This is a genomic window from Novosphingobium sp. BL-S-19, from assembly GCF_055521675.1.
Window position 1 is genome coordinate 3,038,364 of record NZ_CM145498.1, and the last position, 18,142, is coordinate 3,056,505.

Annotated in this window: 18 protein-coding genes; 9 read left to right on the plus strand and 9 right to left on the minus strand. The window is 62.9% G+C overall.

Features of this window, described 5'->3' with window-relative positions:
- Window positions 1-189: 189 nt before the first annotated feature.
- The 4 genes from ACZ1JV_RS22575 to uvrA all read right to left on the minus strand — a co-directional run bounded on the left by ACZ1JV_RS22575 (window position 190) and on the right by uvrA (window position 5,102).
- A complete protein-coding gene (locus ACZ1JV_RS22575; RefSeq protein WP_465150611.1) occupies window positions 190-1,149 on the minus strand; it encodes a hypothetical protein in 960 nt (319 codons plus the stop codon).
- A gap of 316 nt (window positions 1,150-1,465) precedes the next feature.
- The gene (locus ACZ1JV_RS22580) at window positions 1,466-1,591 is read right to left on the minus strand and encodes a hypothetical protein (protein ID WP_465150612.1); all 126 of its coding nucleotides are present in this window, start codon (window positions 1,589-1,591) and stop codon (window positions 1,466-1,468) included.
- A gap of 53 nt (window positions 1,592-1,644) precedes the next feature.
- Entirely contained in the window at window positions 1,645-2,025 is a 381-nt protein-coding gene (locus ACZ1JV_RS22585; protein WP_465150613.1) for a hypothetical protein, read from the minus strand.
- 179 nt (window positions 2,026-2,204) lie between these two features.
- Window positions 2,205-5,102: an excinuclease ABC subunit UvrA gene (gene uvrA / locus ACZ1JV_RS22590; RefSeq protein WP_465150614.1), complete on the minus strand. Its 2,898-nt coding sequence runs from the start codon at window positions 5,100-5,102 to the stop codon at window positions 2,205-2,207.
- Window positions 5,103-5,615: 513 nt separating this feature from the next.
- On the opposite strand from uvrA, the gene ACZ1JV_RS22595 reads away from it, so the two are divergent.
- From ACZ1JV_RS22595 to ACZ1JV_RS22620, 6 genes are all read left to right on the plus strand, one after another.
- On the plus strand, window positions 5,616-6,014 hold the full coding sequence (locus ACZ1JV_RS22595) for a UrcA family protein (RefSeq protein WP_465135912.1): 399 nt from the start codon (window positions 5,616-5,618) through the stop codon (window positions 6,012-6,014).
- 466 nt (window positions 6,015-6,480) lie between these two features.
- Complete coding sequence (locus ACZ1JV_RS22600) at window positions 6,481-6,915, plus strand: UrcA family protein (protein WP_465150615.1); 435 nt, start codon at window positions 6,481-6,483, stop codon at window positions 6,913-6,915.
- Window positions 6,916-7,091: 176 nt separating this feature from the next.
- Window positions 7,092-7,460, plus strand: a complete 369-nt coding sequence (locus ACZ1JV_RS22605; RefSeq protein ID WP_465150616.1) for a hypothetical protein — start codon at window positions 7,092-7,094, stop codon at window positions 7,458-7,460.
- 236 nt (window positions 7,461-7,696) lie between these two features.
- Complete coding sequence (locus ACZ1JV_RS22610) at window positions 7,697-8,128, plus strand: VOC family protein (protein ID WP_465150617.1); 432 nt, start codon at window positions 7,697-7,699, stop codon at window positions 8,126-8,128.
- A 251-nt stretch (window positions 8,129-8,379) separates the two neighbouring features.
- Window positions 8,380-9,882: a DUF4403 family protein gene (locus tag ACZ1JV_RS22615; RefSeq protein WP_465150618.1), complete on the plus strand. Its 1,503-nt coding sequence runs from the start codon at window positions 8,380-8,382 to the stop codon at window positions 9,880-9,882.
- Window positions 9,883-10,000: 118 nt separating this feature from the next.
- A complete protein-coding gene (locus ACZ1JV_RS22620) occupies window positions 10,001-10,933 on the plus strand; it encodes a quinone oxidoreductase family protein (RefSeq protein ID WP_465150619.1) in 933 nt (310 codons plus the stop codon).
- 12 nt (window positions 10,934-10,945) lie between these two features.
- Here ACZ1JV_RS22620 and ACZ1JV_RS22625 read toward each other — a convergent pair whose 3' ends face one another.
- The gene (locus tag ACZ1JV_RS22625; protein WP_465150620.1) at window positions 10,946-12,613 is read right to left on the minus strand and encodes a dipeptidyl-peptidase 3 family protein; all 1,668 of its coding nucleotides are present in this window, start codon (window positions 12,611-12,613) and stop codon (window positions 10,946-10,948) included.
- Between the two features lie 161 nt (window positions 12,614-12,774).
- On the opposite strand from ACZ1JV_RS22625, the gene ACZ1JV_RS22630 reads away from it, so the two are divergent.
- A complete protein-coding gene (locus ACZ1JV_RS22630) occupies window positions 12,775-13,641 on the plus strand; it encodes a DUF3617 domain-containing protein (protein ID WP_465150621.1) in 867 nt (288 codons plus the stop codon).
- 138 nt (window positions 13,642-13,779) lie between these two features.
- Here ACZ1JV_RS22630 and ACZ1JV_RS22635 read toward each other — a convergent pair whose 3' ends face one another.
- Both ACZ1JV_RS22635 and ACZ1JV_RS22640 read right to left on the minus strand, forming a co-directional pair.
- Window positions 13,780-14,184, minus strand: coding sequence for a hypothetical protein (locus ACZ1JV_RS22635; protein WP_465150622.1), 405 nt, complete (start codon window positions 14,182-14,184; stop codon window positions 13,780-13,782).
- A 119-nt stretch (window positions 14,185-14,303) separates the two neighbouring features.
- Complete coding sequence (locus ACZ1JV_RS22640; RefSeq protein ID WP_465150623.1) at window positions 14,304-15,629, minus strand: cytochrome P450; 1,326 nt, start codon at window positions 15,627-15,629, stop codon at window positions 14,304-14,306.
- 425 nt (window positions 15,630-16,054) lie between these two features.
- Here ACZ1JV_RS22640 and ACZ1JV_RS22645 point away from each other — a divergent pair, with 425 nt between their 5' ends.
- Both ACZ1JV_RS22645 and ACZ1JV_RS22650 read left to right on the plus strand, forming a co-directional pair.
- Window positions 16,055-16,504 carry a hypothetical protein gene (locus ACZ1JV_RS22645; protein ID WP_465150624.1) on the plus strand — a complete coding sequence of 150 codons (450 nt, stop codon included), beginning with the start codon at window positions 16,055-16,057 and terminating at the stop codon, window positions 16,502-16,504.
- Between the two features lie 7 nt (window positions 16,505-16,511).
- Window positions 16,512-17,153, plus strand: a complete 642-nt coding sequence (locus ACZ1JV_RS22650) for a trimeric intracellular cation channel family protein (RefSeq protein ID WP_465150625.1) — start codon at window positions 16,512-16,514, stop codon at window positions 17,151-17,153.
- Here ACZ1JV_RS22650 and ACZ1JV_RS22655 read toward each other — a convergent pair whose 3' ends face one another.
- Window positions 17,154-17,549, minus strand: coding sequence for a hypothetical protein (locus ACZ1JV_RS22655; protein WP_465135923.1), 396 nt, complete (start codon window positions 17,547-17,549; stop codon window positions 17,154-17,156). It abuts the gene before it with no gap.
- 114 nt (window positions 17,550-17,663) lie between these two features.
- On the minus strand, window positions 17,664-18,083 hold the full coding sequence (locus ACZ1JV_RS22660; RefSeq protein ID WP_465135924.1) for a hypothetical protein: 420 nt from the start codon (window positions 18,081-18,083) through the stop codon (window positions 17,664-17,666).
- Between the last annotated feature and the right edge of the window lie 59 nt (window positions 18,084-18,142).

Consider the following 18,142-nt stretch of genomic DNA (forward strand, 5'->3'; position numbering starts at 1 on the left):
TCTTTATATGAGAAATCAAAGTATGATCTTCGAGGATTCATAATAAAAATAAATACAATTGCGGACCCCAAAGTGGGCACGATCCATTGAAAGACCTTCAAATTCCGATTTCGCAGGCGCAAAAAACTGAATGGCGTAATAAAAACCTTCAGGTTTGCCAAGAAAACCAGCAAAAATCGGACTATGGCCTTAATCATTCAAACCGCCACCTATTTCTAATATTTTAGAAACCACTTCTGGGTGAAAATCGTCATAACGTGATGGCAAAGAGTGAGAAAACCCACTAATTACTTCGTTCTGCCCGAATGCCTGTTCCAAAACTTCTTCTTCATTAAGATTAAGCTCAGTGGTCTTAATCTGACCACCATCAGTTTTAATGCGTACAAGCAGATGCGAATCATCTACGTCTGCAGCGAGCTCGTTTAAGTAATTTCTAGCGCGCTGGAACAGGCCCTGAGCCTGCTGATCCGTAACACGTTTGCCGATTTTCCAATGCGCTTCGCGAACGACCTCTTCGATGAGCGCCTCTTCGTCATGCCCAACCGCACCTTCAGCCTCAAAGGAAATGAACTCTATATCCTTCAGCACTCCAGTCCTTAGCGCCTCACGAATTGTCCGCGATTGAAAATTATCAAGCTCGAAAATCGCGCGATATGCTTTGGGCCAGCCATCCGGCCCGGGCACCGCCTTCTCGTAGGCAGGGTCGTTGCACGCCCATGCAAAATGATCCTTTAATGACGACAAATGAATGCCTGGAACCTTCTCCACCAGCACCAAATATCGACCATTTGCTTCAGGAATTTTTTTAATCAGAACATGTGCGCTGTAATGCCCACCTTCTTCATCGTCCTTTTCCACATCTCGCGACATTTTATGTTCGAAATGAAAGAACGAGACACCCGATACATTTTTATCGCCGACTTGGATCAAGAATGTATAAAAATCACCTTGGTCATCGCAATTCTCGCACCACATCAACCGTGATTCACGCGCATACTCCCTGTATTGTCGATCAGAACCGGATCGATCTGCAAGCGCGTGATACAAATCAGCAGCATTAAAGTCAGGGGCATTCTCAGGCGAATTCGAGCGATTCCGAACAAGCAAGCTTCCAATAGCAACCCACCGATACTTTGACGAAACCGCCACTCTTCATCTCCCGCTTAAATGATGAAGCTCACGGTAGTCCGCACCAATAGAGAGACAAAGTGCAACAGGCATGCTTTTCCACCAGCAAGTTACACAACTGGAACAAATAGAACAAAAACAGAACGCAAGCAAGTAACTTTTTTGCGCCTCTCCACCCCACCACAAAGCCCACTCTTGATCACATACGCAACGCCAGCGGGCGATTCTCTCTATTTTGGGAGGGTATGCGTAGGGTTAAACCATAAGGTTGGAACGGTCCGCCAGCGCCCAGTTGACAGCAGACGACGGGCCATGAAGTCGCCAACAGGCCACAGCCTTACTTCCTCACATCAAGCAGCAACTTCAAATAGTGCCCGGTGAAGGACTTCTTCACCTTCACGATATCCTCCGGCGTACCGGCCGCGATCACCTCGCCGCCGTGCGCGCAGCCTCCCGGGTCCATGCCGATGATCCAGCCGACGGACTTGATACAGCCCACAACGCCCCACCAAGCCTTCACATCATCGCGTAAGGTGACTTGCTCCAGGTAGCGTAACCCTGCCGCACATCGGACGGCTTGAAATCGAGCCGCCAAGTGCGGCCATTGCTCCGCAACAAGACGTGGACGCCGGAACGATGCAAGTCCTTGCCAGCCTGCTCGCCGCGCCCTTCGTCGCAGCGCACAGGAGCCGCCGCTTGCGCGCGGCGTGAGACTGCGATCGATGGAGACGCCGGCGCTGCCACCGGCAACAGTCCGAGCGATCCGGCTTTGTCCGCCACGGCGCCGACTGCCGAACGCGGCGCGGTGCTCGCGCCGGCGAGGGTTTGCGGCAGGATCGCAAACGCCGTCGTCAGGACGGCAATGGTCACGGTATTGGCTCTGCTGTTCGCGCGCATGTCTCCCTCCCGAAACAAGCGCCACTTCGCGGGTCTCGCGCCCAAACGGCGCGGCCGGCCCTGCGAAGGACTGAGCGTGCCCCTACGCTTCCGTAGCGGCAAAGAGCGTGATGCCGCTCACACGTCCCTCTATACCGCGATCCGCCGCGCCGAGGCGTATTCCCGGCGCGGCGGATCGATCACTTGGCCAGCAGCGGCTTCAGATAGTGCCCGGTGAAGGACTTCTTCACCTTCACGATATCCTCCGGCGTTCCGGCCGCGATCACTTCGCCGCCGCGCACGCCGCCTTCCGGGCCCATGTCGATGATCCAGTCGGCCGTCTTGATGACATCGAGGTTGTGCTCGATCACCACCACCGAATTGCCCTGCTCGACAAGGCGGTGGAGCACTTCGAGCAGCTTGCGCACATCCTCGAAGTGGAGGCCGGTGGTCGGCTCGTCCAGCACATAGAGCGTCTGGCCGGTGGAGCGGCGGGCCAGTTCCTTGGCGAGCTTGACGCGCTGCGCCTCGCCGCCGGACAGCGTGGTCGCCTGCTGGCCAACCTTGACGTAGCCCAGGCCCACCTCGTTCAGCATGTGCATCTTGTCGCGGATCGGCGGCACGGCCTTGAAGAACTCCTCCGCGTCCTCGATCGTCATGTCGAGCACGTCGGCGATGGAGTGGCCCTTGAACTTCACTTCCAGCGTTTCGCGGTTGTAGCGCTTGCCGTGGCATTCCTCGCACGTGACGTAGACGTCGGGCAGGAAGTGCATCTCGATCTTGATCAGGCCGTCGCCCTGGCACGCCTCGCACCGGCCGCCCTTGACGTTGAAGCTGAAGCGCCCGGCCTTGTAGCCGCGGGCTTCCGATTCCGGCAGCCCGGCGAACCAGTCGCGGATCTGGGTGAAGGCGCCGGTGTAGGTGGCGGGGTTGGAGCGCGGGGTGCGGCCGATGGGGGACTGGTCGATCTCGATCACCTTGTCGCAGTGTTCGAGCCCGGTGATCCGGTCATGCGCCCCGGCGACGACGCGCGCCCCGTTGAGCTGGCGCGCGGCGCCGGCCTGCAAAGTGTCGATAGTGAGCGAGCTTTTGCCCGATCCGGAGACGCCGGTGACGCAGCAGAAGGTGCCGAGCGGGAATTCCGCCGTCACGTTCTTCAGGTTGTTGGCGCGGGCGTTTTCGACCACGATCTTCTTGCCGTTGCCCTTGCGGCGCGTGGTCGGCACCTCGATCTTGCGCGTGCCGTTGAGGTAGGCGGCGGTGAGGCTGTTCTTGCTCTTGAGGACTTGCTTCAGCGTGCCTTCGGCCACGACTTCGCCGCCGTGGACGCCGGCGCCGGGGCCAAGGTCAACAATATGGTCGGCCGTGCGGATCGCGTCCTCGTCATGTTCGACGACGATCACGGTGTTGCCCAGATCGCGCAGGCGCTTGAGCGTTTCCAGCAGCATGTCGTTGTCGCGCTGGTGGAGGCCGATCGAGGGTTCGTCGAGCACGTAGAGCACGCCCGACAGGCCCGAGCCGATCTGGCTGGCAAGGCGGATGCGCTGGCTTTCGCCGCCTGACAGCGTGCCGCTGGTACGGTCGAGATTGAGGTAATCGAGCCCGACGTTGTTGAGGAAGCCGAGGCGCTCGTTGATTTCCTTGAGGATGGCCTTGGCGATCTGCTGCTGCTGGCTGGTGAGCTTCTCCTCCAGCGCGCCGAACCACGCGAAGCCGTCCGCCACCGAAAGGCGCGCGGCATCGGCAATGTCGCTGCCGGCGATCTTCACCGAAAGCGCTTCGGGCTTGAGGCGCTTGCCCTCGCACGTTTCGCAGGGCTGCGCGGTCTGGAACTTGGACAGTTCCTCGCGCATCCAGGCGCTGTCGGTCTGTATCATGCGGCGGTTGAGGTTGCCGATCACGCCCTCGAACGGCTTGTTGACCGTGTATTCCTTCTTGCCGTCCTTGAACGTCAGCGGCACGGCCTTGCCGCCGGTGCCGTAGAGGATGACGATCTTCAGCTCGGTCTGCAGCGCATCCCACGGCGTGGTGAGGTCGAAACCGAAATGCTCGGCCAGGCTGGAGAGCACCTGCATGTAATAAGGCGAAGGCGGGTTCGACTTGGCCCAGGGCACGATGGCGCCCTGCTTGAGGCTGAGATGCTCGTTCGGGACAACCAGCTGCGGATCGAACAGCAACTTCTCACCCAAGCCGTCGCAGGCCGGGCAGGCGCCTTGCGGGGCGTTGAACGAGAACAGGCGTGGCTCGATCTCCTCGATGGTAAAGCCGCTGACCGGGCAGGCGAACTTTTCGGAGAAGACGATGCGGTTCGGCGGCAGGCCGGCGCCCTTGAGGTTCTTCTTGCCCTTACCCTCTTCCTCGCGCCCCGGCACGACGCCATCCGCAAGGTCGATATAGGCCAGCCCCTCGGCCAGCTTCAGCGCCTGTTCGAAGCTGTCGGCAAGGCGGGTCTGGATACCGTCCTTCACCGCGATGCGGTCCACCACGACTTCGATGTCGTGCTTGTACTTCTTGTCGAGCGCGGGGGCGTCCTCGATGGCGTAGAGTTCGCCGTCGATGCGCACGCGGGTGTAGCCCGCCTTCTGCCACTCGGCCAGTTCCTTGCGGTATTCGCCCTTGCGGCCGCGCACGACCGGCGCGAGCAGATAGGCGCGCGTGCCTTCGGGCAGTTCCATCACCCGGTCGACCATGTTGGACACGGTCTGCGCCTCGATCGGCAGGCCGGTGGCGGGCGAATAGGGAATGCCCACGCGCGCCCAGAGCAGGCGCATGTAGTCCCAGATCTCGGTCACCGTTGCCACCGTGGAGCGCGGGTTGCGGCTCGTAGTCTTCTGCTCGATCGAGATCGCGGGGCTGAGGCCGTCGATATGCTCGACGTCCGGCTTCTGCATCATCTCCAGGAACTGGCGCGCATAGGCGGAGAGGCTCTCCACATAGCGGCGCTGCCCTTCCGCATAGATCGTGTCGAACGCAAGGCTGGATTTCCCCGAGCCCGACAGGCCGGTGATGACGATCAGCTTCTCACGCGGGAGTTCGATGTCGAAACCCTTGAGATTGTGCTCACGGGCGCCGCGGACGGTGATGTGGGAGAGACTCATGGGGGAGGTATGTTCCAGATTTGTTCGCGATACGCAAGGCACGGGCTAATGGCACGCCGCGGGTTCGCGACGCCATGTGGGAACGACGGTCCCGATTGCAACAGAGCCATGTACGCAGGTCATGTCGCACCCGATGCCGTTCGTCGGCGGCGGAATGTCGTCCATCGGTCGTCAGATGCCGTTCACCGATCCGACGGCCCGCGGACTTGAAAGCGTCATGCATATGCGCAATAAAAACACTGCCCGAAAAGAATAACGACTCGCTTCTTGCTTAAATGCCGATCTACTTGAAATAAGTAGATGTCGGGCATCAGGGAGAGCCAAGGCGATCGTGGTGGGCCGATAGCAGAAATTTGCATCGAATTGAGAGTGTGGGGTTTATCGAGCACAGGTGCGCCAAGCGTCTGTGTGAGAGGGATTTTTTCAGATCGCACAGGGTCGTCGCAGCACATGCGCCGTGGAACCGATGTTCCGGGGACATGCGACTGTGCCCTTGAAGGAGGAGAACCCAAAATGTCCAGGAATTCCATGATCGCTTCCGCCGTCCTTTTCGGGGCCGCGCTTGGCCTTGCCATGCCCGCCGCTGCGGAGGACGTCGTCGTGAAGAACCGCGTCATCGATCCGAACGTGCCGCACGTTTTCGTGACTTACAACGACCTCAACCTCGACAGCGAGGCCGGCCGAGATCGACTGACAACACGGCTTGATTCCGCCGTTCGCACCGTCTGCGGCACCGCCGACGTGCGCAATCTGGACGAATTGAGCCACATGATGGACTGCAGGGACGAGTCCACTACGCGGGCCTATGCAGCCCGCGACGAACTCTTCGCTCAGCACATGGCCGCGCGTGCGCAGGGACAAAACCTTGCCGCGGCCAGCACGCCGACACTTGCCGTTGTTGCCATGCGGTAACGACGGCGGCGCACCTCCGGCCCGGACGACAACCGGGCCGGAAGGTCGCACGAATGGATCGGATTGCTGAAACTTTCGGCAACCCGGCCGTAGCGACCGCAAACATGCACACACCAGAGACTACTTCCTGTGGGAATGACTTTCCCATCTTCGGAACTGATCTTCCACGAGGGTAAGTTATATTTCAATAGCCCGAAATAGACTGGATCAAGCAGACTGCATTGCATGATCCGGACGACAAATCGTGTCGCACCAGGGTGCGGCAAGATCCCGCGCGGCCGCCATTCATGCGGATTGGTCCGACGGCAATGCGGCCAAACGGCGCGTCAACCATCGCTGGGAAATGTCCAGCAGTTCCAAGGCAATTCAGAACAACTGAACGTTCGAATATCGGCAACGCAATGAGGGTCGCTCGCAGTCCACCACCGCGCCGGGGCATTTCCCCGGACCGACCGGAGATACGAGCATGATGCAATCGAATATTCGCAAAGTTCCCGCTTTCATCCGCGCGCCCCACACCGGGGCCATCGCAGGCGTCTCGCTACTGTGCGCGGCGCTGGCGGTAGCCACGCCTGCCATCGCGCGCGAGGGATCCACCCCGGCAACCACTGCCGAAGGATCCCTTCCGACTGAGGAAGTGCACTACGCCGACCTCGATTTGGGTACGCCGCAGGGCCGTGCGCAACTGGATACGCGCATTTCAACGGCCGTCGATCATGTTTGCGGCACTGCAGACCTGCGCGATCTGCCGGCCTATGCCGACATGCGCGCCTGCCGCACCCAGAGCACACAGCAAGCCTTCGCGGCGCGCGACACCGTGCTCGCCGCTCGCGATCACGGCGGGCAGGTAGCCGTCCTGGCGGTTGCCCGCGGTTCGACCGCCGGGCGTTCCGCGCGCTGACGGGACGGGATCGCCGCCCTGCCCCCGTGGGCGGCGATCCCGGTTCCCGACGATCCTCTCTTCTCGCCGCAGGCGCAGCACACTCCATCTCCCGCCGCCACCGTTCGTCGCATAGGCTTTGCACGGCGTTTCCCGTGACGGCAGAGCTTGGCGCAAATACCTCAGGGATGGAGAAAATGATGAGGGGGTCGCGTATCCTTCTGGCGCTTGGCGCGCCGATTCTGGCGTGTGGGGCAATGGTGGCCATTGCCAGCCCGGCCCTGGCCGACGATCCGCGTGATCCGACGATGACGCCCGACGCCATTGCCCGCGATCGCGCGATCATCCGCAAGCTCAATCAGGACCAGCTGGCCTATGTGCGCAAGCGTGATGCGCAATATGCGGATGGCTGGAAGTCCTACAAAGGCCAGCGCGGCGATGAAGGCTACGCGAACGACGATGCGCAGGACTATGCGCAGGCACGACGCCAGTACGAAGCCGACCTTGCCAAATGGCGCCGCGACGTGGCCGCCTGCCGCGCGGGTAACTATTCGCGCTGCCGCTGAAGGCAATAGTTGAGGCAATCGCTGGGGCTGAGGCTGGGCTTCGACACGCTCAGCCTGAGCGGAGTTGAGGGGGCGGCTTGCTATAGCCCCCCCTTCCCTACCTTCCCATGCAAGCGCCCCCATCCGCTCGGGCTGAGCCTGTCGAAGCCCCACAGCGCCCCTCCGCCGTTCGCCCCTCCGCCGTTTCCCAGGCGTTTCCCGTGGCGCGCGCGTGCGATAGGCGGTAGTCAGCCCTGATGAGCCTGCGCCCCTTTCACCTCGCCTTCCCCGTCCACGATCTTGACGCCGCGCGCGCGTTCTGGGGCGGCCTGATCGGTTGCCGCGAAGGGCGCAGTAGCGACGCCTGGGTCGATTTCGATTTCTACGGCCACCAGATCGTCGCCCATCTGGTGCCGGACCTTCTCGCCAGGAAAGAGCGCGATAGCGCAACCAATCCGGTGGACGGCCACGGCGTGCCGGTACCCCATTTCGGCATCGTATTGGCCATGGAAGACTGGCAGGCCCTGGCGCTGCGCCTGCGTGAGGCCGGCGTCGCCTTCGGCATAGAACCTTACATCCGCTTTGCCGGGCAGGCAGGCGAGCAAGCCACGATGTTCTTTCGCGACCCCTCTGGCAATGCCATCGAGATGAAGGCTTTCGCCGATCTGGACCAGCTTTTCGCGACCTGAGAGTCTGTTTGGAAATTCGCGGAAGAGCGAATTTCGCGGCGCTCTGAAAATCCCCCCCATGCGCATTTTCCAAACGGTCTCTGACCGGCCCCGAACCCGGAAAGGGAGATTCCCGCACGAATTCCGGTGCGTTCCCGCCCTTCACGGCGGAAACACCCGATGCCGCGCCGCTGGAACAGGCGGGCTCTCTCGCGTATTTGTCACCTGTCGATCGTGTCGCCCATCGACGGCGCAGGCGGATCCGAGGTGAGATGAAGGCAAGACGCGTCCCCCACTTCGTGCCGCCGGCAGCCTTGCTGGCACCGCTGACCTCGTCGCTCCTGCTGGGCCTCGCCGCTTGCGATCGCACGCCCGAGGAAGGTCCGCCCCCGCGCGCCAACGACGCCATCGTCATCGAACCGCAGGCTTCGGTGCTGACAGTGCCGATCGATGCCGACATTTCCGCGCTGGGCCCTGCCCTGGAGCGGCAGGTTCCGCGCACCCTGTGGTCGATCGACAAGGTCGGGCTGGAATGCGTTCCGTCGAAAAAGGTCAAGGTCGCCTTCGTCAAGCTGAAGACCCCCAAGATCAAGTGCGACATCGTCGGCGACGCGCGGCGCGGCCCCTTGCGCTTCGCCGGCAAGGGGCGCGATCTGGTGTTCACCATGCCGATCACCGCGCAAGCGCAGGCGCGCGACATCGGCGGCGTGCTGAAACATGAAACCGCAACGGCGCGTGCCGAAGCCACGGCGCGCGTGAACCTGGACATTTCGCCCGACTGGCGGCTGCGCGGGAAAGTGGCGATCAGCTATCGCTGGATCGACAGCCCGCATCTCGATTTCCTGGGGCGGCGGATCGATCTTTCCGAAGCGGCCGACAAGAAGCTGGCGCCGATCGTCGCCGGGTTGGAGCGGCAACTGGCTGCCGAACTGGCGAAAGTCGCGGTGCGGCCACCGATCGAGCGGGCCTGGACCTCCGCCTTCACCTCGCTGGAACTCAACCGCCGCAATCCGCCGGTGTGGATGCGGATCACCCCGCAGGAAGCGCAGTACGGCGGCTATACCGTTTCCGGGCATCATCTGCAGTTGCGGCTCGGCCTGAAGGCGCTGACCGAGACGTTCGTGGGTGATCGGCCGGAAGATCCCGCCCCCACCGCCCTGCCCCCGCTGCGTCCGCTGAAAGGCGATACCGGCAAGGTGGCGTTCTTCATCCCGGTGATCGCCGACTACCGCGAACTGGAGCCGGTTCTGTTGAAGGCGCTGGTCAAGCGGCAGCAGCGGCCTTTCGTGGTATCCGATATCGGTGCCGTCCATGCCGAGTTCCGCAAGGCGACCATCTATGGCACCACCGGCGGGCGCATCGCGGTGGGCATCGAACTGTCCGTGTGGGGCGACAAGGGTTATCTCCACAAGTCCAGCGGAACCGTGTGGCTGACGGCCAAGCCCGCCAATGCGCCGGATTCCCGTATGGTGGAGTTCACCGATCTGCATGTCAGCGGCGGCACCGACATGGTGGGCAGCAAGCTGCTGCTCAGCTTCGCCAACACGCCGGAGCTTTCGGCCACGCTGTCTGGCGCGCTGGGGCAGAACTTCGAACACGACTATCAGGACCTGCTCGGCAAGATCCATCGCGCCATCGCCGAAAAGCGTGCTGGCAAGTTGGTCATCCGCGCCGAGATCAAGGACGCGCGCACCGGCACCATCCGCGCGGCGGGACAGGGCCTGTACCTTCCGGTACACGGCAGCGGCGTTGCGACAATCACACTTGCCGAATAGTCCTTCACCGGCCATCGCCGCGCTCTCATACGAAAGGCGGAGTCCGTTGCACCCCCGTCGAACTACGTATACAATATTTCGCTCGATGATTTCATAAGAACACAAAGCAGAACACAAGTTGTACGCGGTATTCCAGCATGGCGGCGATGGCCAGATCGACCTGCGCTACGCACCGGCTACAAAGCCATCGCTTGGCACCGACACCGTACTCATTCAGGTGGAGCTCGCTTCGCTGGAATGCGTGGACATCCACAAGCTGGTCACGCTGCCGGCGCCGGTACCCAAGCTGATCCCGGGTTGTCAGGCTGCAGGCACCGTCGCGGCGATCGGACCCGCCGTTACCCGTTTCGCGGTGGGGGACCGCGTGGTCGGCCATCATCTGGGCGGGGCGTTTGCCGAATATTTCGCCGTGCCGGAAGCGACGGTCTGGCACATGCCCCAGGGCATCGATCCCGCCTTCGCGGCTGCCGCCCCGTATGTCGTCGCCTCCGCCCATGCCACGCTTTTCACGCGCGGATGGCTGCGGAAGGGGCAAACGCTGCTGATCAACGGCGTCACCAGCGGCACCGGCGTCGTCATCCTGCAGATGGCCGCGCAAGCCGGCGCGCGCGTGGTCGGCATCGCGGCGGACACGTCCTACCGCTCAAACCTCGGCGATTTCGGCCTCTCCCGCCTGATCGACAAGTGGGATGAGGATATCCTTGCCGCCTGTGTGGAAGAGACGCAGGGGCGCGGGTTCGATATGGTGGTCGATACCGGCATGGGCGCCGACTACCCCATGCTATCGCGCCTGGTCGTATCGGGCGGACGCTATGCCAGCTTCCACGCCGATCACTTCGCCACCGAGCGGTTCGACCTGCTGCCCATCGCCCCCGCCGGGGCCATGGACGATCCCGAGATCTACGCGCTGGTCTGTAGCGCCCTGCAGCGCGTCGCGGACGGCGCGCTGGCAATCCCGGTGGAGTACGAATTCGCGCTATGCGAGGCGGACGAGGCCTGGGCCTTCATGATGCGCGGGGGCGTCTACGGCCGCGTGGTGCTGCGGCCGTAGAGCCAATCGAGGTCAGACGCTGTCCGGATAGATCGGGCGGATGTCCACCGGCAGCGTGCCCATCGCCTTGATAACGCCTTCCGCATCGGGATCGAGCCTGGCCCAGCGGTCCATGAAGGCGATCGTGCCGGCATAGTCGCCGCGTGCCTGCAGCATCAGCATGTCATGCAGCAGATCGCGCAGGCCCGCTTCCATCTTCGCATCGTCCACGGTGAAGCGCTTGGTGGCGGGATCGTACGTGAAGGCGCCCTTGGCGCGCAGATAGCCGTACTGCAGCGCCGCGCCCTTGCCATGCGCCTCCACCGCGCCGAAACGCACCGCGCGGAACACGCCGACCATATAGGTGGCGAACAGCTGCGGCTTCTCCGCCACCGGCAATTCGCCCTTCTGCATCATCAGCAGCAAGTCCCACACGCCGGCGACGTCCGCCTTGGCCTCCTCGATGGCGGAGTTCTGCTCCTTCAGCGCCTTGTCCACGGTGGTCTTCTCACCATTCACCACGATCGAGCCCGGCCCGAGGCTGTGCGACAGTTCGTGGAACAGCGTTTCCAGCTGCATGTACTTGCGGTCGACCAGCCCGGCCTGCGCGGGCACCAGCACCAGCGCGGCCATCGGCTTCAGGATCAGGTCGAACTTGGCGCCCAGCACGTTGGAGAGGATCACCTTCTTCGCGCCCTTCGCCTCCCGCACGCGCTCGTCGTTGGGCAGGTTGAAGGCGATGGTCTGCGGCCCCGGCACATTGTCGCCGCCGCCGCGCACCTGTTCGGCCACGGCGATGGGGCTGGCGAAGCCGCGCTGGAAGTTCTTGTACTCGTCCGGGATCGGCAGGTTCGCTTCCATGTCGCGCAGGAACGCCTTGTACTTGGCGAGCTTGGCCGATTCCTCGGGATCCTTCAGCGTCACGAAGCTTTCGAAAGAGGCCTTCGCGCCCATCAGACGGTCGGTATAGACCTCGTAAGGCCCGATCGCCGGTTCGATCGGCGTCCCCTCGATATCCATCCACGCCAGTTCGCTTTCGAAGTAATCATCCGTGCGCAGCGCCTTGGCGCGCAGGCTGAGGAACTTCTTCAGGCTGGCATTGCTGGTGCGCGCCGCCGCCTGGTCGAGCAGCTTGGCCGCAGGCTCCAGCCATTCCTTGTACGCCTGCGAGTATGGCACCGCGACCAGCTTGTCCCCATTGCGGCGCACCACGGTATAGGCACTGGTGAGCGCGGCCTTCTGGTCGGGATGCGCGGTCAGGTAAGCCTCGAACTCCTGCCGCGTCAGGTCTTCGGGATAGAAGCCCGCACCTTCCGGCATCGGCTTGTCGCCCCAGAACGGGTGGAGATCGGCCAGTTCGTCCCACGGGCCGAAGTTGCGATCGAACATCTCGACCAACAAGTCGCGGTCCGCGCGGCGGTTCATGGAGATCGCACGCTTGACCTGCGGGTTCTCGACATAGCGCTGGCGCAGATAGACTTCGCTGAACAAGTCCGACACCTTGATCAGCATATTGACGACATCGCGCTCCTCGGCAGTGAGGAACTTGGTATCGACCTGCATCGGCACCGTCGCCAGCTTCGCCTTCTGCGCGGCAAGATCGTAAACCGGCTCCGCGGCCTGCGCCATGGCGGGTGCGACCTGCAAGGCGCTGGCGGCGAGCAACAGCGGAACGAGGGCAAGAGGGGTGGCGGAGCGCATTTGGGGGGCCTTTCAGGTCTGTTTTCGGCGCGAACCCTAGACCCAAGCATGGCGAGAGAAAAGCCGCGAGCGCAGCCGTTACGGTTTGGCTCTCCGAAGACCGACGCCGCTTTCTTTGCTAGGATATCAATGAAAAGCATGGCGGTATGCCGGGAGAAGTAATGGAGCGGTCATCCCTTGCGCGCCGATTTTTGGCGGCCTCGGCCTGCCTCCTCGCGACAGCGGGCGGCTTTGCCGGGCTGGCGGATACGCATGAAACCATCGGCGATCCGATCGTGGTCACCGCCCGCAAGATGCGCGTGACGAAAATCGAATATACCGTGCGTGGCCCCTATCTTCAGGCCTGCGCGCCGAACCCATCGGTGGGATCGCCCGCCGCCGATCGCATCCTTTGCAAGATGCTGCAACAATGTCTGCTGGAAGGCCACTCGGGAGAGGTCCGCGCCAAGGCCTGCCTGGACGAACGCATTCGACAGTTCGCAGAGCAGGACGTGCCGATAGCCACCGCCGAAGCGTCATTCGACGCGGAGATCAAAGAAGCCCTCGCCGCTGCGCAAAGCGATGCCCCACCCCCTCCGGACAATCCCGGCGAGATCACGGTTACCGGATCACGCCACCCCATTCCGCCCGGACTGTGGCGCTTCGTCGAATACAGCACCTACTCCACCAGTCGAAATCGGGTCATGGCGCCATCGGCGCGTCAATGGCAGGCGTGCATGACCGACGACGACCTCCATGTCTTTGCAAACGCGCTGCGAGCGCCAGACACTTTCGTGAGCCTAAGCGCGCCGCCAGGATGCCGAAGCTGGAAGATCCGGATCAAGGGCAAAGACATCTCCGGATCCTTAAGCTGCTTCCTGCAAGGCGGCGCCATCAATCAGGGCAAACTCACCGGCCGCATCGACGCAGACCGTGTCGAGATAACCAAGCAAGAACGGTTCGTCATGAAAACGTCGACGGGGCCCTTCTTCGCCGTGACCCAATCCGAACTGAGCGCCCGACGGATCGGCGCGTGCACAGGCCGCTAGCCGGTGCACGCCGCCTCCGATTGACTTGCCCCACTAAAGAAGCAGGCTCGCCAGCACGCGCAGCACGTGCCCGATCTCTGGCGGGCAGTGCGATGCCTCTACCATCCGCGCCCCGGAAAAATCCTCACATCCCACAACTCAGCACACGACTGCCGGGTTCATCGAGACCGGCGCGGCTCCGTCCAATGTCGGTGCACAACTTGTCTCTATTGCCGAAGCGGGCGCGCCAATCTCGTGGCGAAAACCGAATGTGGCGCACCCTTGGTCATACCACCGCATTCGAAGATCGGAGTTACGCCAGTAAATGCCCGGCTTCACAGATGGCTTCGCCCCCTGGTACGGCACCGCCAGATTATAGACGCCAACCAGTATTTTCTTCCCGAACAGCACGCCGCCTTCTCGGACTACGGCATAATTCCGTTCATAGCAGGCAAGTCTTCCCGCCCCTTTAGGCAACACGACCCTTCGTTCGGCATCTGCGATATATCTGGCTTGTTCCTCCTTCGAGGGTTGCTCGATACATCCCGTGATGAACAAAGCCATGATTACTGACAGGAATCTTGCCATTCATCACAGATGGCAGCGGGAAGGACCGGGTGCAACAACCGCAGTCCTTCCCGCGCCTGATTGACGCTCGAAAAATAAGGCGTACTCCGCAGGCTTTAGAGCGGATCGAACTCCAGATGCAGGCTCGCCAGCGCGCGCAGCACGTAAGTCGGTTCGTAGTCGAAATGCCACGCCCCTTCGCGCCCGTGATGCGCTTCGGACAGGCGGATATTGCCCATCCGCGCGAGCAGGCGCTCGATGCTGGTGACGACTTCCCGACGGGCGAGCGGTGCGCCGATGCAAGTATGCGCGCCGCGTCCGAAGGCGAGGTGTTCCTTGAGCTTCGGCCGGTCCATGTCGAACACGCCGGGATCAGGAAAGCGCGAAGGATCGCGGTTGGCGGCCATGTGCGACATCAGCACCGCCGTGCCCGCCTTGATCTCCACGCCGCCCAGCACGGTCGTCTTCTGGCACATGCGGCCGCCGCTCTTCACCGATCCGTCGAAGCGCAGCACTTCCTCGATGAAGTTCGGAATCCGCACCGGATTGTCGCGCAGTTCCTGCTGGATATCCGGCCGCGTGGCGATGACCTTGAAGGCGTTGGCTAGCAGGCGGTTGGTGGTGTCCTGCCCGGCGCCGAACAGGAAGGCGGCCAGACTGGTCAGGTCCACCAAGGTCGGCTTGCGACCGTCCGGATAGCGCGCCTCCGCCAGTTCGGAGAGAATGTCCTGCGGGGCCAGCATGCCGCGCAAGGGGCGCATCAGCGGGTGTAGCGCAAGGCGGCGCTGGGCGATCAGCTTGAACAGGTCCTTGCCCACGCCCACCAGCGGGTTCTTGAGCATATCCTCCTCGCTGGCGTCCATCGGCACCGGGATCGCCCCTTCCAGCAGCCCGCGGAACTTGGCGCGGGTATTTTCGGACAGGCCGAGCAGGTCTGAAATCACAAGCGCGCCGTAAGGGCCGCCGTACTGGCGCACGAGATCGACCTTGCCGTCGCGGTGGAACTCGTCGATCAGCCCCTCTGCCGTGGCGAGCAGCTTGGGCTGCAGTTCCTTCAACCGGCTTGGCGTGAACAGCCGCGCGAGGATCGAGCGCAAGTCGGCATGGCGGCTGCCGCTTTCGGTAACGACCTGATCGGCAAACGGGATCTGCTTGCGATGCGCCTCCAGCGTTTCGGTAATGTCATCGCCCTGCGGCGTGAACGGCAGTTCGGCCAGCGGGCCGGTGACGCCGTTGATCGAGGAGAAGTGCTCGGTATCGAGCATGACCTGAATGGTCTCCTCAAACCCCGTCACCGCCACGGCATTGCGATAGGGCAGGCGCACGACCGGCCCCTGCCCGCGCAGGAAATCGAAGTAGGCGTGGGGATCGTCCACCAGCGAAACGTCAGTGTACCAATCGGCGGTTTCGTAAGGCGTGGTTTTGGGCACTGGATTGAGCACGGCGCGACATCTCCCGCATTTATGATCCTATGTGTATCACATATGCAGAGATGGTCAAAGGCCGGCTGCTGTGATATCGCCCCGGCATGGCCAGCACCGCCGCCCTCACTGCCCCCCGCAATCGCCAACAAGGCGATAGCGTCGGGTCGTGCGCGCGCGGCAGGTAAGCGGCTGTTTGGAAATTCGCGGTACGCGAATTTCGCGGCACCAGCCCTCTCCCCCACCCGACCACCCAGCAGGATACACTCATGGGTGGTCGGGTGGGGGAGAGGGCTGGTGCCGTAACGAAAATGCCCTAGAGGGCATTTTCCAAACGAACTCTAAGGCCTCCCTTCCCTCCACCCGCGACACGCCCGGCCCCTTCGGCCGGCCGGATACATGCGCGCTTGCCGTCGGAGCCGGTCTCCAGACACAGGATACCGACGATGACTTCCCATAATGACGAAACGATCGAACGCATTGCGCACGGCGTGCTGGACACGACTTGGCCCTATGCCGAGTGGAGCCACGCCGCCCACTTCGCTGCCGCGCTCTGGCTGCTGCGCCATCCTGCCGTGCTGGTGGAGCATGGCGGGATCGAGAGCGTGATCCGCCGCTACAACCGCGCGGTGGGCGTGCCGGAAAGCCCGACACGCGGCTTTCACGCGACGATCACCGAAGCCTCCATGCGCATTGCCGCGCTGGAACTGGCGCGCCATGGGCCGGACGCGCCGCTCTCACGCGTATTGGCGGCGATCATGGGTTCTCCGCTTGGCGGTTCGGGCTGGCTGCTGACCTATTGGAGCGAGGGCCTGCTGATGAGCCCGGAAGCGCGCGCGGGCTGGATCGCCCCCGATCTCGCCCCGCTTCCCGAACGCCTCGCAACGGGTCTATGATACTGAGATGCCGACGATCGTCCCACCCTTAGCCCCTGCCCTGCCCCCGGCGATCGACTTGTTCGGGATCGCCGTCTTCGCGCTGTCCGGCGCGCTGTCGGCGGTGCAGATGCGCCAGACGTTCGTGACGGCGGCATTCTTTGCGCTGATGACCGGCGTGGGCGGCGGCACCTTGCGCGATCTGCTGATCGGCGCGCCGGTTTTCTGGGTGCGCGATCACACCGTTGCCCCGGTATGCCTCGCCGTCGCGCTGCTGGCGTGGTTCACGCCGGTGCGCTGGTGGGAGGGACGCCTGCTGGAATGGGCGGATGCGTTGGGGCTGGCGGTCTATGCGGTGTTCGGCACGATCAAGGCGCTGGCCTGGGGCGTGCCCGCCGTGCCGGCGATCCTGATGGGCGTGGTGACAGGTTGCGTAGGCGGCATCATCCGCGACGTGCTGGCCGGACGCCCTTCGATCCTGATGCGGCCGGAGCTTTACGTGACGGCGGCCGCGCTGGCCGCTTCGCTCGCAGCGGCCGGGATCGCGCTGGGACTTTCTGCGGGGCTCAGTTGGGCCCTTGCTGCCGCTGCCGGCTTCGCACTGCGCGGCGCGGCGATCCATTGGTCGCTCGGCCTGCCAGCGCACATCGGCGCGGACGACGAGAAGTAACTACACGCCGGGAATATCGTCGAAGTCGAGATCGACGATGTTGCCTTGCTTGACTTCGCAATCGACCGTGCCGCGCAAGGGGCCGCCCTTGTCGCCATCCGTGCCGCGCCAGGCGGGGCCGCCGCCGGAGACGCTGACCCAGGCTTCAAGCTCATAGCCTTCGGCCTTGGCCTCCACTTCCTTCAGCCCGACCACCTGCACGCCTTCGTAGCCTGCGCCCTTCAGGGCCTTTTCGGCAGCCGCAAAGCACATATGGGCAGCCTGCCTTGAACTGACGCCGAAAGCATCGCGTTGGTTGCTCAAACGGGGATCGCTCGCCAATCTGTCGGCTTGCGCATAAGCGGAACCGGGCAACGAAATCGCAAGGATGGCTACGGTGAGGAGTCTGGCGTTCATGGATCGGGCTCCTTCGGGTTCGGGCAACGATCATGGCGAGGCGCTTGCCTGCCCTCCGACCATGATCCCTGCAATTTTCCCGAAATTCAACCCGCTGTCAGAACGCCGTGCCCCTCACAGGCCCCGGATGCCCTTGAAATCGACGTTGTAGACGCGCCCGCGCCGGTCGACCTTGCATTCGAACGTGCCCGAATCCCAACCGCGCATGTTCGCATTCCACCCGCGATAGTCGCGGCCCCAACCCCGGCCGTAATCGGGATCGCCGCCGCGCCAGTCGCGGCCCATGGCGTTAACGGCGATGCGGCCCTTGACCTTGAAGCCATAGTCCTTGCGGTCAACGCTGCGGATATCGGTTACCCGCGCCCGCCCGCCATAGCTGTAGCGACTGGCCGTACGCTCCGCCGCCGCGCTGCACTGCCCCGCCGGATCGCGCGACCAGCCCTGCGCCGAAGCAGGCGCCGCCACGGCCACCGCAAGGCCCGATGCCAGCAGCGCCGTGCAGAGCCGGGTCGAAGTTTCGTTGAAGATAGCCATGTGTCGCACTTCCCAATCCGGGCCCTATGCCCGGTCAGGGGATCGACACTAAGTGCCTG